Origin of the sequence: Acidovorax soli (assembly GCF_900107605.1) — a bacterium.
GTDB classification, from domain to species: Bacteria; Pseudomonadota; Gammaproteobacteria; order Burkholderiales; family Burkholderiaceae_C; genus Acidovorax; species Acidovorax soli.
Genome location: NZ_FNQJ01000008.1, coordinates 83,633 through 97,971, shown reverse-complemented (window position 1 = coordinate 97,971; position 14,339 = coordinate 83,633). Strand labels below are relative to the sequence as shown.

The 14,339-nt window shown below is 66.5% G+C and carries 10 protein-coding genes; 6 read left to right on the top strand and 4 right to left on the bottom strand.

Features of this window, described 5'->3' with window-relative positions; all coding sequences use genetic code 11:
• Positions 1-29 precede the first annotated feature (29 nt).
• The gene (locus BLW02_RS08195) at positions 30-677 is read right to left on the bottom strand and encodes a YiaD family glycine zipper/OmpA-like lipoprotein (RefSeq protein ID WP_026435544.1); all 648 of its coding nucleotides are present in this window, start codon (positions 675-677) and stop codon (positions 30-32) included.
• 138 nt (positions 678-815) lie between these two features.
• Positions 816-953, bottom strand: a complete 138-nt coding sequence (locus BLW02_RS20015; protein ID WP_167544067.1) for a hypothetical protein — start codon at positions 951-953, stop codon at positions 816-818.
• On the opposite strand from BLW02_RS20015, the gene mltA reads away from it, so the two are divergent.
• Positions 952-2,109: a murein transglycosylase A gene (gene mltA, locus BLW02_RS08190; RefSeq protein WP_244273649.1), complete on the top strand. Its 1,158-nt coding sequence runs from the start codon at positions 952-954 to the stop codon at positions 2,107-2,109. The genes BLW02_RS20015 and mltA overlap by 2 nt on opposite strands.
• 33 nt (positions 2,110-2,142) lie before the next feature.
• On the opposite strand, the gene BLW02_RS08185 is transcribed toward mltA, so the two are convergent.
• Together BLW02_RS08185 and BLW02_RS08180 are read right to left on the bottom strand one after the other, a co-directional pair.
• Positions 2,143-3,858, bottom strand: coding sequence for an MFS transporter (locus tag BLW02_RS08185; RefSeq protein ID WP_092697857.1), 1,716 nt, complete (start codon positions 3,856-3,858; stop codon positions 2,143-2,145).
• 149 nt (positions 3,859-4,007) lie between these two features.
• Entirely contained in the window at positions 4,008-4,493 is a 486-nt protein-coding gene (locus BLW02_RS08180; protein ID WP_092697856.1) for an Lrp/AsnC family transcriptional regulator, read from the bottom strand.
• A gap of 188 nt (positions 4,494-4,681) precedes the next feature.
• Here BLW02_RS08180 and BLW02_RS08175 point away from each other — a divergent pair, with 188 nt between their 5' ends.
• The 5 genes from BLW02_RS08175 (at position 4,682) to BLW02_RS08155 (ending at position 14,337) form a co-directional block, all read left to right on the top strand.
• The gene (locus tag BLW02_RS08175; protein ID WP_092697886.1) at positions 4,682-8,308 is read left to right on the top strand and encodes an indolepyruvate ferredoxin oxidoreductase family protein; all 3,627 of its coding nucleotides are present in this window, start codon (positions 4,682-4,684) and stop codon (positions 8,306-8,308) included.
• A 289-nt stretch (positions 8,309-8,597) separates the two neighbouring features.
• The gene (gene yajC, locus BLW02_RS08170) at positions 8,598-8,933 is read left to right on the top strand and encodes a preprotein translocase subunit YajC (protein ID WP_026435549.1); all 336 of its coding nucleotides are present in this window, start codon (positions 8,598-8,600) and stop codon (positions 8,931-8,933) included.
• A 156-nt stretch (positions 8,934-9,089) separates the two neighbouring features.
• Entirely contained in the window at positions 9,090-10,973 is a 1,884-nt protein-coding gene (secD, locus tag BLW02_RS08165) for a protein translocase subunit SecD (RefSeq protein WP_092697855.1), read from the top strand.
• Between the two features lie 92 nt (positions 10,974-11,065).
• The gene (secF, locus tag BLW02_RS08160) at positions 11,066-12,019 is read left to right on the top strand and encodes a protein translocase subunit SecF (protein ID WP_026435551.1); all 954 of its coding nucleotides are present in this window, start codon (positions 11,066-11,068) and stop codon (positions 12,017-12,019) included.
• A gap of 17 nt (positions 12,020-12,036) precedes the next feature.
• Complete coding sequence (locus BLW02_RS08155) at positions 12,037-14,337, top strand: DUF1631 domain-containing protein (RefSeq protein ID WP_092697854.1); 2,301 nt, start codon at positions 12,037-12,039, stop codon at positions 14,335-14,337.
• Positions 14,338-14,339 lie beyond the last annotated feature (2 nt).

Genomic DNA, 14,339 nt, shown 5'->3' with positions numbered 1-14,339 from the left:
GGACCACCGGTGCGCCGCTGCGTACCGCTTTAGCCGCGGGGACGCTCACCCACGTAAATTTCAACCCGGCGGTTGCGGCTGCGGCCCTGTGCCGTGTCGTTGGTGGCAATGGGCTGGCGCGCGCCCATGCCTTCGATGGAGATGCGGCGCCCATCAACGCCCCGGCCCGTGAGGTAGTTGCGCGTGCTGGCCGCACGGTCCAGCGACAGCGGGTTGTTCACGGCGTCGCTGCCGGTACTGTCGGTGTGGCCGATGATGCGCACGTCCGTATTGGGATTGTTGCGCAAGCCGTCAGCGAAGCGGTCGAGCACCGGGGCAAAGTTGGACTGGATGTCCGAGCGGCCCACGGCAAAGGAGATATCGCTCGGGATATCCAGCTTGAGCTGGTTGTCCTGCGTCTGGGTCACGGCGATGCCCGTGCCCTGGGTGGCCTGCTCCATCTCGCGCTTTTGGCGCTCCATGTTCTGCGACCAGATGTAGGTGCCCAGGGCTCCCACGCCGGCACCCACCACGGCACCCGTGCCCGCGCGACCGCCCGTGGCCGAACTGAGCACGGCGCCCGCCAGCGCGCCCACGCCCGCGCCCGTGGCGGTGCGGCGCTGGGTATCACTCATCTCGGCGCAACCGGTGGCCAGGATGACAACGGCGGCGACGCCGGAAAGAAGGTATTTGCGCATGGCTAGGCTCCTTGTGAATGATGGGACGGCGTACATATCCGATATTGACTCGGAATTGTGACTCTACGCCTACGCAAGCATATCGGCCAGCCTGCGCGCCTTTTGTAGGACGAAAGCTTGCGAATACCAGCCCTGCATTCATTGCGCGGGCGGGTCGGTGCCATCGTCCGGCGGCGCTTTCAGCTCGCCCCGCTGGCGGCCGGAAAACATCGTCCACCAGACAATCAGCACAAGCACCGCCAACGCCAGCAACGCTTCAAGCAAAATCAGCCCCATGAAATTGACACTCCTGCGCCTTGTGATGACGGCGCTGATTGTAGGAACGCTGGCGGCCTGCTCCACCGCGCCCACGCCAAGCCCCGCGCGGCCCGGGGCCATCCCGGCGCCACCGCCCACCGCAGGCGTGGCCCTGCCGGGCGACACCGCACCGCTGCCTCCGGCCATGGTGCAGCCCAGGAGCCGCTGGGTGCCCGTGCGCTGGGCCGAACTGCCCGGCTTTGCCGACGACGCCCTGCACGAAGCCTGGAACGCCTGGATCAAGGGCTGCGAGCGCCCGGCGCCCGCCTTCGCCCCCCTGTGCGGCGAAGTGCGCCAGCTCAGCATTGCCAGCGCCGAAGAGCAGCGCGCCTGGATGGTGCAGCGCCTGCAGCCCTACCGCGTCGAGACCGCCGATGGCAATGCCGAAGGCCTGCTCACCAGCTACTACGAGCCCATGATCGACGCCGCACGGCAGCCCGGCAACGGCTACACCGTGCCGGTGTACGGCCTGCCCGCCGGCCACGGCGCCCGCAAGCCCTGGTACACGCGCCAGCAGATCGACACCCTGCCCGAGGCCCAGGCCGCGTTGCAGGGCCGGGCGATTGCCTGGCTGCGCGACCCGGTCGAATCCATGGTGCTGCACATCCAGGGTTCGGGCCGGCTGCAGATCACCGAGGCCGACGGCCGCATCACCACCGTGCGCGTGGCCTACGCCGGCACCAACGACCAGCCCTACCAGAGCGTGGGCCGCTGGCTGCTGGACCAGGGTGCGACGCGCGATGCCACCTGGCCGGGCATCCGCGCCTGGCTGGCGCAGAATCCGCAGCGCACCAACGAGCTGCTGTGGAGCAACCCGCGCTATGTGTTCTTTCGCGAAGAGTCCTTGAGCCCGCTGGACGCCCGGTTCGGCCCGCGCGGCGCGCAGGGCGTGCCCCTCACGCCCGGCCGCTCGATCGCCGTGGACCGCCAGAGCATTCCCTATGGCACGCCGGTATGGCTGGCCTCCCGGGGCCCGCAGATCTCGATGCAGCGCCTGGTGATGGCGCAGGACACCGGCAGCGCCATCGTAGGCGCGGTGCGGGCCGACTATTTTGCCGGCTGGGGCGCCGAGGCGGGCGAGCTGGCGGGGCGGCTCAAGCAGGGCCTGCGCCTGTGGGCACTGTGGCCGCGCTGAGCGGGCCACGTCGAAGCGAATCCCCTTGCAGCATCAGCGCTCCATGAGGTAGCGCACCACCTCGGGGGGCGATTCGCCCCGATGGAACGCCAGCTTGCGCTCGCGCAGCGCCACATCCGACGCGGTCACCCGGTCAAAGCGGCGCAGGTGCTCGGTCCAGGACTCGTCCACGATCTGCTCCACATAGCGCGCCGGATCGGCCAGGTCGTGCAGCAAATCGCACGACAGCGCCCCCTGGCGCAGGCGGCTGCGGCGGCTTTCCTGCATGAGGGTGCGAAATTCCGTGGCGCGCGCCGGGTCGATGATGTAGGTGATGGTGACCACCACGCGCCCGGCCTCGGGCGGCGTGGCCGCCACGGGCGCCTTGAAGGCCTGCGAAGGACTCAGGTCCTCTTCCATGTGGCGGTCGGTCACCAGGCGCTGCACCAGGGCCATGGCGACCACGCCCGTCAGCGCGGCCAGCGCCAAGCTGAGGTGCACCGACGCCACCGTGGCCACCTGCCCCCACAAGGCGGCGCCCAGCGCGGTGGCGCCCATGATGGCCATCTGGAAGATCGACATGCCGCGCGCGCGCACCCAGTTGGGCAGGGCCAGCTGGGCCGACACGCTGAGCGAATTGGCCGTGGTGATCCACGCCATGCCCGCCAGCACCATGGCGGGCACGGCCACATAGACATTGGATGCCATGGCCATCACCGCCATGGCGGCTGCCTGCAGCAGCGTGCCCCGGCGCACTAGCACATCGCGCGCCATGGCCTGGCGCAGGCGCGGCAAAAACATGGCCGCCACGATGGCGCCCGCCCCCATGGAGGCCAGCAGCAGCGTGAACGTTCCCGCGCCACCGCCATTCAGCCCCTTGGCCACCAGCGGCAGCAGGGCCATCAGCGCCGTGGCGTTGAGGAAAAACACGGCGATGCGCCATAGCACGGCCCGCATGCGCGGCGACTGGTGCACGAACTGCAGGCCCACGCGCATGGCACTGGGCAGCTTTTCGCGGCCCAGCGGGCTGGGCACATGGGCGCGCTTCCAGCGCATGATCACCAGGCCCGACACCACCGAGAGTACGGCGTTGAGCACAAACACCCAGGCACTGCCGGCGCTGGCGATGATGGCGCCGGCCAGCAGCGGGCCGATGATGCGCGAGGCGTTCATGGCCACGCCGTTGAGGGCCAGCGCCGCGGGCAGCTGCGGACGGCTGACCAGCTCGGGCACGATGGCCGAGAACACCGGCCAGCGCATGGCCAGGCCGATGCCGTTGGCAAAGGTCAGCGCCAGCAGCAGCGGCGCCGTCATGCCGCCGGCCAGCACGGCCACGCACAGCACCAGCGCCACCACCGCCACCCAGAACTGCGTGGCGATGAAGTAGCGCCGCCGGTCCAGGATATCGGCCAGCGCCCCGCTGGGCAGGCCCAGCAAAAAGACCGGCAGCGTGGACGCCGACTGCACCAGCGCCACCAGGATGGGCGACGAGGTGAGTGTGGTCATGAGCCAGGCGGCCGCCACGTCGTTCATCCACATGCAGGTGTTGGCCGCCACCCAGGTGAGCCAGAGCATGCGAAACACCGGCACCGACAGCGGCGCCAGCGGCGAAAGAGAGGCCCGCTGGGCCGCGCTTTCGTCCAGCCTGGCGGTGGCGGCCTCTTCGGCACCCAGGGCGGCCGCCGCCACATCGGCCGGCGACGGGGCGGAATCAGGGGATGGGGTAGGAAAAACGCCGTGGGCGCTGTCGTGGGGCGGCTGTGGAGGCATGGCCCGCCATTGTGCTGCGTAAGGGCGCGGAGCGCAGCGCCCGCCTGCGCGACCCGGAGTGGACCAGGGTCTGGTTTTCGCTGCAATTGGAGCAAAACAGCCTACAGCGCCTTACCAGAAAGCACCTTATGCTATCGAATAAATAGCATTCAGGAGCGCCCGCGCGCCAGGTGCGTGAGCGGCAAGGCGCTGCTGTCCTTCACCTCGCCCAGCGAAAAACTGGTGTGCATGTCTTTCACATTGGGCAGATTGAGCAGCACATCGCGGGCAAACAGCGAGAAGCTGTCCAGGTCGCGTGCCACCACCTGCAGCTCGAAGGTGCCGGTGCCGCTGATGTAGTGGCAGGACACCACTTCGGGGATCTGCCGGATGGCCACTTCCATCGCGCGGGTCAGGTTGCCCGTGCTGCGGTCGGCGTCCAGCCGCACGAAGGCCAGCACCCCCAGGCCGATCTTGTGCCGGTCGATCTCGGCGTGGTAGCCCTTGATGAAGCCTTCTTCCTCCAGCGCCCGCACACGCCGCCAGCAGGGCGCGGCCGACAGGCCCACGCGCTGGGCCAGCTCGGCGTTCGTTAAGCGGGCGTCAGCCTGCAGCTCGTTGAGGATGGCGAGATCGAATTTGTCGAGAGTGTTCACAAAATGGCGACAGAAAGAAAGATCCTTTCTCAGAATAGCCTAAACACGGCACACAACGCAAAGACATATCTGCCACGCAGACATACACTCACCTTCACACTGGAGCCGCTGCCCTAAACGGGCGGATGGCCCCTGCCCCACCGGCCCACAAGGCCCGGCCCTACAAAGAAGCCATTGGAGACATAGCCATGAATGCCCCCCTGCCCGAATCCATCCGCAAGGCACTGGAAACCGTCACGCTCGACGACAAATACTCCCTGGACCACGGCCGGGCCTTCATGAGCGGCGTGCAGGCCCTGGTGCGCCTGCCCATGCTGCAGCGCCAGCGCGACGCCGCAGCGGGCCTGAACACCGCCGGCTTCATCAGCGGCTATCGGGGCTCGCCGCTGGGCACGTATGACCAGTCGCTGTGGGCCGCCAAGAAGCACCTGGCCGCCAACAACATCGTCTTCCAGCCCGGCGTGAACGAGGAACTGGCCGCCACGGCGGTGTGGGGCACGCAGCAGCTTGACCTGTACCCGCAAAGCAAGAAGTTCGACGGCGTCTTCGGCATCTGGTACGGCAAGGGACCGGGCGTGGACCGCTGCTCGGACGTGTTCAAGCACGCCAACATGGCCGGCACGGCCCAGCATGGCGGCGTGATTGCGATCGCGGGCGACGACCACATCAGCAAGAGCAGCACGGCCGCGCACCAGAGCGACCACATCTTCAAGGCCTGCGGCACGCCGGTGTTCTTCCCCAGCAGCGTGCAGGAAATCCTGGACATGGGCCTGCACGCCTTTGCCATGAGCCGCTTTTCGGGCGTGTGGTCGGGCATGAAGACCATCCAGGAGGTGGTGGAGTCGTCCAGCAGCATCAGCGTGGACCCGGACCGCGTGCAGATCATCCTGCCCGAAGACTTTGCCATGCCACCGGGCGGCCTGCACATCCGCTGGCCCGATGCGCCGCTGGAGCAGGAGGCGCGCCTGATGGACTACAAGTGGTATGCGGCCCTGGCCTATGTGCGCGCCAACAAGCTCAACTACAACGTGATCCAGGGCCCCAACGACCGCTTCGGCATCATCGCCAGCGGCAAGGCCTACAACGACACGCGCCAGGCGCTGGTGGACCTGGGCCTGGATGACGACACCTGCCGCCAGCTCGGCATCCGCGTGCACAAGGTCAACGTGGTGTGGCCGCTCGAAGCCACCATCACGCGCGACTTCGCGCAGGGCCTGCAGGAGATTCTGGTGGTGGAGGAAAAGCGCCAGGTCATCGAGTACCAGCTCAAGGAAGAGCTCTACAACTGGCGCGCCGATGTGCGCCCCAACGTGCTGGGCAAATTCGACGAACCCGAGGGCGATGCCACGGGCGGCGAATGGAGCATGCCCAACCCCAGCCAGAACTGGCTGCTGCGCGCCAAGGCCGACCTCACGCCCGCCATCATCGCCAAGGCGATTGCCAAGCGCCTGAAGAAGCTGGGCGTGCCCGGCGACACCATCGCCCGCATGGATGCGCGCCTGGCCGTCATCGAGGCCAGCGAACGCGCCATGACGGAGCTGAAGATGGACACCGGCGAGCGTGCGCCGTGGTTCTGCAGCGGCTGCCCGCACAACACCAGCACCCGCGTGCCCGAGGGTTCGCGTGCCGTGGCCGGCATTGGCTGCCACTACATGACGGTGTGGATGGACCGCAGCACCAGTACTTTCACGCAGATGGGCGGCGAGGGTGTGAGCTGGGTCGGCCAGGCGCCATTCACCAAGGACGCGCATGTGTTTGCCAACCTGGGCGACGGCACCTACTTTCACAGCGGCCTGCTGGCGATTCGCCAGAGCATCGCGGCGGGCGTGAACATCACCTACAAGGTTCTGTACAACGATGCCGTGGCCATGACCGGCGGCCAGCAGGTGGGCGAGCGGCCCGAGGGACATTCGGTGGCGCAGATTGCGCACAGCCTGCGCGCCGAGGGGGTGGTGAAACTGGTCGTGGTCACCGACGAGCCCGAGAAATACCACGGCCGCACGCACCGGCTGGACAGCAGCGCCGTGCGCGCCGGCCACCCCGAACTGATCAACGACCTGCCGCCCGGCGTCGAGGTGTTTCACCGCGACGAGCTCGACCGCATCCAGCGCGAATTACGGGAAATCAAAGGCTGCACGGCGATCATCTACGACCAGACCTGCGCTACCGAAAAGCGCCGCCGCCGCAAACGCGGCTCCCTGGTCGACCCGGCCAAGCGCGTGGTGATCAACGAACTGGTCTGCGAAGGCTGCGGCGATTGCTCGGTGCAGTCCAACTGCCTGTCGGTCGAGCCCGTGGAAACCGAATTCGGCCGCAAACGCCGCATCAACCAGAGCACCTGCAACAAGGACTATTCCTGCCTCAAGGGCTTCTGCCCGAGCTTTGTGACCGTGGAAGGCGGCCAGCTCAAGAAGCCCAGGAAGGAGAAGAAGGGCGACCTCTCGGCGCTGCCCGCCATCCCCGAGCCCGTGCTGCCGGTGGCCGAAAGCGCCTGGGGCATCGTGGTGGGCGGCGTGGGCGGCACGGGGGTGATCACCATCGGCTCGCTGCTGGGCATGGCGGCGCACCTCGAAGGCAAGGGCGTGGTCACGCAGGACGCCGGTGGCCTGGCGCAAAAGGGCGGTGCCACCTGGAGCCACATCCAGATCGCCAACCGGCCCGACGCCATCTACACCACCAAGGTCGATACCGCCAAGGCCGACCTGGTGATCGGCTGTGATTCCATCGTGGCCGCCCACAAGTACACGCTGGCCGTGATGCAGCCGGGCCGCACCTTCGTGGCCCTCAACACGCATGGCACGCCCACGGCGGCGTTCGTGACCAACCCGAACTGGCAGTTCCCGGGCGCCAACTGCGACAGCGCCATTGCGGCGGCTGTGGGCGCAGGCGGCGTGGGCAGCTTCGACGCGGAACAGGTGGCCACGCAGCTGCTGGGTGACAGCATCTACACCAACCCGCTGATGCTGGGCTACGCCTGGCAAAAGGGCCGCGTGCCCCTGACCCTGGCCTCGCTGATGCGTGCCATGGAACTCAATGGCGTGCAGGTGGAGAACAACCAGGCAGCGTTTGAATGGGGCCGCCGCTGCGCCCATGACCTGGCCTCGGTGCAGGCGCTGTTTGCCGCGGCGCAGGTGATCCAGTTCGTCAAGAAGCCATCGCTGGCCGAAATGGTGGGCAAGCGGGTGGAGTTCCTCACCGGCTACCAGAACGCCGCCTACGCAGCCGACTACCAGGCCTTTGTCGACAAAGTGAAGACGGCCGAAGCGAAGCTGGGCACCACCACCCGCCTGTCCGAGACCGTGGCCCGCTATCTTTTCAAGCTCATGGCCTACAAGGATGAATACGAAGTGGCGCGCCTGCACACCGACAAGGCCTTCACGGACAAGATCGCCGCCATGTTCGAGGGCGACTACAAGCTGGTGCACCATCTCGCGCCGCCCCTCGCGGCGAAGAAAAATGACAAGGGCGAGTTGGTCAAGCAGCCCTATGGCCCCTGGATGCGCAGCGCCTTTGGCCTGCTGGCCAAGCTGAAAGGCTTGCGCGGCACCGCCCTGGACATCTTCGGCAAGACCGGCGAGCGCCGCATGGAGCGCGCCCTGATCGGGGAATACCGCGCCTGCATCGACGAGCTGCTGGCCGGCCTCACCCCCGAGAAGCTGCCACTGGCCGTGGAGATTGCCAGCATCCCCGAAGGCATCCGCGGCTATGGCCATGTGAAGGAGCGCCACCTGAAGACGGCACGCCCGAAATGGGACGGCCTGATGGCGCAATGGCGCGGCGGCCAGACGACCGCGCCCCGGCGCCAGGCGGCCTGAACCCGCGCCATGGCCCGCGGCGCCCGGGGGCGGCGCGGGTTGCAACTATCAAAAAGAGAGCATTTGGCGCTTGCCCATCCAGCGCCAAAGGCTCTTTTCTTCAGCAATTGCGACGCTCCCTCGGCAGATCCACCGTGAGCGGCTAACACCCGGCACCGGCTTGGGTCTTAGCCCTTGGGTGCCGGGCGGGGGGCCGCATACAATGGTCTGTTTCGCCCCGGCAGGTGCGTGTCAAGCGTGTCTGCGGCGGGTTCTGTGTGTTTCGACCATCCATTGTGGAGTCCTGTCCGTGTTTATTTCTTCTGCTTTTGCCCAGACCGCTCCTGCTGCCGCCACGGGTGGCGGTGACATCATGTCCTCGCTCACGGGCATGCTGCCCCTGGTGCTGATGTTCGTGGTGCTGTATTTCGTCATGATCCGCCCCCAGATGAAGCGCCAGAAGGAGCACCGCGCCATGATCGACGCCATTGCCAAGGGCGACGAAGTGGCCACGGCCGGCGGCATCATCGGCAAGGTCACGCGCCTGTCCGAAGGTTTCCTGCACATCGAGATCGCCAGCGGCGTGGAAGTGCAGATCCAGCGCAGCGCCGTGGCACAGGTGCTGCCCAAGGGCACGGTCAAGTAAAGATGCACATTCCCCTGAGCGGCTGCGCCGCTTCCCCCTTCTCGCGCGCAATGCGCGCGAAGGGGGACGATGCCGATGGCCTGGCCAAGCCAGTCCCACGGCATCCCTGGCAGGGGTTGGCGCCATGCGCCATGGACAACTGAGTAGAGCGCGATCATGAACCGTTACCCGGTCTGGAAGTACGCGATCCTGGTGATCGTGCTGCTGGTAGGTGCCTTGTACACCCTGCCCAATTTCTTCGGCGAAGCACCTGCTGTGCAGGTTTCGTCCGCCAAGGCCACCGTCAAGGTGGATGCGGCCGTGCAGCAGCGCGTGGAGGAGGTGCTCAAGGAGGCGGGCGTCACCCCCGACCTCGTGACGCTCGAAGGCGGCTCGGTGCGCGCACGCGTGGACACCCCCGACACCCAGCTCAAGGCCCGGGACGCGATCCAGAAGGCCCTGGTGCCCGACCCCGCCAATCCCTCGTACATCGTGGCGCTGAACCTGGTGTCGCGCTCACCGGCCTGGCTCACGGCCCTGCATGCGCGCCCCATGTACCTGGGGCTGGACCTGCGCGGTGGCGTGCACTTCATGCTGCAGGTGGACATGCAGGCCGCGCTGACCAAGAAGGCCGAGTCCTATGCGGGCGACATCCGCACCGCGCTGCGTGACAAGAACATCCGCCACGGCGGCATCAGCCGCGACAGCCAGACCATCGACATCAAGGTGCGCGACGAAGCCACGCAGACGGCAACCCGCAACCTGATCTCCGACCAGTTCCCCGACCTGCAGACCGTCAGCACGCCCGAGGGCAGCGAATTCAGGCTGCGCGCCACCATCAAGCCCGAGGCCACGCGCCGTGTGCAGGAACAGGCGCTCAAGCAGAACATCGTCACCCTGCACAACCGGATCAACGAACTCGGCGTGGCCGAACCCGTGATCCAGCAGCAGGGCCTGGACCGCATCGTGGTGCAGCTGCCCGGCGTGCAGGACACGGCCAAGGCCAAGGACATCCTGGGACGCACCGCCACGCTGGAGGTGCGCCTGGTGGACGAAGGCACCGAAGCGCGCGCTGCAGAAGCCGGCCGGGGCCCGGTGCCGTTTGGCTCCGAGCGCTACCTGGAACGCAACGGCCAGCCTGTCATCGTGAAAAAGCAGGTCATCCTGACCGGCGAGAACCTGACCGACGCCCAGCCCGGCTTCGATGGGCAGACCCAGGAACCCACCGTGAACCTCACGCTCGATGCCAAGGGCTCGCGCATCTTCCGCGACATCACGCGCGAAAACATCGGCAAGCGCATGGCCATCGTGCTGTTTGAAAAGGGCAAGGGCGAGGTGGTCACGGCCCCCGTGATCCGCTCCGAAATCGGCGGCGGCCGCGTGCAGATCTCCGGCCGCATGACCACGGCCGAGGCCAACGACACCGCGCTGCTGCTGCGCGCCGGCTCGCTGGCCGCGCCCATGGAGATCATCGAGGAATTCACCATCGGCCCGAGCCTGGGCGCCGACAACATCGAGCGCGGCATCCACAGCGTGGTCTGGGGCATGGTGGCCGTGGCCGCCTTCATGTGCGTGTATTACCGGTTGTTTGGCGTGTTTTCCACGCTGGCGCTCTCGGTGAACGTGCTGCTGCTGCTGGCCATCCTGTCGATGCTGCAAGCCACGCTGACGCTGCCCGGCATTGCCGCCATGGCGCTGGCGCTGGGTGTGGCGATCGACTCGAACGTACTGATCAACGAGCGCATCCGCGAGGAGCTGCGCGACGGCATGTCGCCCCAGGCGGCCATCCACGCGGGTTACGAACGCGCCTGGGCGACCATTCTGGACTCCAACGTGACCACGCTGGTCGTCGGTCTGGCGTTGCTGGCGTTTGGCTCGGGACCCGTGCGCGGTTTTGCCGTGGTGCACACCATCGGCATCCTGACCAGCATGTTCTCGGCCGTTTTCTTCTCGCGCGGCGTGGTGAACCTCTGGTATGGCCGCCAGAAAAAGCTCAAGAGCGTGTCGATCGGACAGGTCTGGAAAGCAGACGCCGACTCCGCCGTGGCCAAGACCAACTAAAGGAGGAAGACCATGGAATTCTTCGTTCCAGCATCACATGCGCTGCGCGCCTATGAGCTTCCTCTGAAAACTCCAACCAAGGAATAAAAATCATGGAGTTTTTCCGCATCAGAAAAGACATCCCCTTCATGAAGCACGCGTTGGTTTTCAACGCGATCTCCTTCATCACCTTTGCGCTGGCCGTGTTCTTCCTGATCACGCGCGGCCTGCACCTGTCGGTGGAGTTCACCGGCGGCACGGTGATGGAGGTGGCATACAGCCAGCCGGCAGAACTGGCCAAGGTGCGCGAGACGGTCTCCGGCCTGGGCTACCCCGACGTGCAGGTGCAGAACTTCGGCACCGCGCGCGACGTGATGATCCGCCTGCCCGTGCAAAAGGGGGTGACCTCTGCCCAGCAGAGCGAGCAGGTCATTGCGGCGCTGAAGACGGCTGATCCGGCCGTCACGCTGCGGCGCACCGAGTTTGTCGGCCCGCAGGTGGGCGAAGAGCTGGTGCACGGTGGCCTCATGGCGCTGGCCATGGTGGTGGTGGGCATCGTGGTTTACCTCGCTTTTCGCTTCGAGTGGAAGTTCGGCGTGGCCGCCATCATTGCCAACCTGCACGATGTGGTGATCATCCTGGGTTTCTTCGCATTCTTCCAATGGGAGTTTTCGCTATCGGTGCTGGCGGCCGTGCTGGCGGTGCTGGGCTACTCGGTCAACGAGTCGGTGGTGATCTTCGACCGGATCCGCGAGGCCTTCCGCAAATACCGCAAGATGAACACGCACGAGGTGATCGACCACGCGATCACCAGCACCATGAGCCGCACCATCATCACCCACGCATCGACGGAAGCGATGGTGCTGTCGATGTTCTTCTTTGGTGGACCCAGCCTGCACAACTTTGCGCTGGCGCTCACCATCGGCATCCTGTTCGGCATTTACTCGTCGGTGTTCGTGGCCGCCGCCATTGCCATGTGGCTGGGCGTGAAGCGGGAAGACCTGGTCAAGACAGCCAGGAAAGAGAACGAGGATCCGAACGATCCCAACGCCGGGGCCACGGTCTGACACGCTAGCATTGACGCATGGCTGCCCCCCCCCCTTCTCCTCCGCAGCGTCGACTGGCCCGCCAGGCGCGCCAGAAGTTTGTGGAAGGAGTCTGCGCCGGGTTGCCTGATGTGGACCAGGCGGTTCTGGATTTCCTGACCCAGCTGATGTCCCAGACCGGCACGCAGCGCGAGATGCAGTCGCGGCGCGATGCCTGGCTGCTGTACCAGCAGCACCACGGCGACTGGCTGGCGCGCATGGTCAAGGCCCTGCGCGATGCACTGGTTCCCCCTGTCAGCGCGACGCGCGACAGCCGGACCACTGGCGCGCAGTTCGAGTTGCTCAGCGACGATGTGGTGGAGAACAAGATCGCTGCCTCGCGCATGGCGCTCACGATCACCGAACAGGTCAGCCAGCAGTTCGACACGGTACGCCAGCGAACCCAGTCGCTGGAAGGCCAGGACCTCGACAGCAATGACATCCTGCGCCCCGAGGCCGTATGCCTGATCGTCGTCGAGCAATGGTGCGATGCGGGCCTGCAGCGCACGGATCTGCTGACCGTGGTGGACCCTCTGCAGCGCGACCTGGCCAACCTGCTGCAAAAGCAGTACCAGGCTGTGAACGTGTTCTATGTGGAGCAGGGCATCACCCCGCAAAACAACCTGCGGGCGCGCGTGCGTCGGACCGACGGCGGTGCAATGGCCGGCAGCGATGGCGGAGCGGGTGGACTGGCATCGCAGGCACTGGCGCAAACGCGGGGGGCCATGGCCGCAGCGCACGCAGCGCCACCGAGGCAGTCCCAGCCCCAGGGCATGGGAACGGCCTTCGCCACGGGCATGACGCCACTGTCGCGTGCACGCCTGCGGGCACAGGGCATCATGGGCCAGCTGCGGCGGCTGCTCACGCAGCCCGCCACCGGCATTGACCTGGTCCATGCGCCGCCCGCATCGGCGGCGCTGGCGCATGCCCTCACGGCCCACCGCGTCCAGGCGGACACCTATTACAACGGTGTCGCCACGCGCATCGAAGACTACAGCCCCGCCGCGGTGGTCCAGCTGGCGGGCGCAGTCCGGGAGCGATCCACCGAGTTGAAGAAAAAAGCCTCGACGGCAGGAGAGAAGGCCATCATCGAGGTGGTGGCGCTGATGTTCCAGAGCATTCTGGCCGAGGACCGCATTCCCCCCGCCGTGCGCGTGTGGTTCGCGCGCCTGCAGGTTCCGGTGCTGCGCGTGGCGCTGGCCGAACCGGAATTCTTCAGCAACAGCGCTCATCCTGCACGCCAGCTCATCGACCGCATGGGCGCGTGCGTCATGGGATTTGATGCCACCACCATCAATGGCAGCGCACTGGAAGCCGAAATTCGCCGCGTGGTGCAGGTGATCGAACAGTATCCCGAGACCGGGCGCCGGGTCTTTCAGCTGGTGTACGACGAATTCGAGAACTTCCTGTCGAAGTTCCTGACCGAAAAGCAGGCCACCTCGCACCTTGTCAGCGTGGCCCAGCAGGTGGAACAGAAGGAAACGCTGGCCATCCAGTACACGATCGAGCTGCGCACCATGCTGCGCGACATGCCGGTGCGCGACGAGATTCGGGAATTCCTCTTCAAGACCTGGGCCGAGGTGCTGGCCCTCTCGGCAGTGCGCGAGGGCCCACAGCACGCCGACACCATCACATTCAAGCGCACGGCCGCCGATCTGGTGTGGGCTGCCAGTGCCAAACCCCATCGCAGCGAACGGGCACAGGTCATCCAGAGCCTTCCGGGCCTGCTGCAGCGCCTGCGCCAGGGCCTGGTATTGATGGGGGTCCAGGGAGCCGCCCAGGATGCCCAGATCAAGGTGCTGACCGATACCCTGGCCGATGCCTTCCTGTCCAAGACCGCGTCCATTCCGCAGGCCCACATCGACGCCATGGCCAAGCGTCTGGCCAACCTGGAAGACTTCATCGGGGATGCCACGCTGGGAGACATGCCGTTCAATGCCGACAGCATCGAAATGATGCTCGGCATCGACGCCTCCTCCATCCACGTGATTGCCGACAACGGCGCCCCGGTGGACGATGCCATGGTGGCGTGGGCCCAGGAACTGCAGCGCGGTGCGTGGTTCACACTGGACCACAACGGGGCTTCGGCCCAGGTGCAGTACGCCTGGCAGAGCCAGCGCAAGCAATTGCACCTCTTCGCTGCCACGGACGGCAGCAGCTACCTCATCCAGCTGCGCCGGCTGGCGGCCTACCTGCAGTCCGGGCTGCTGGTGGCGCAGGACGAGGAAGGCCTGACCTTGCGCGCCACGCGCGACGCGCTGGCCAAGCTGGACGCCAATCCGGAGCGGCTGCTGGGCTGAGG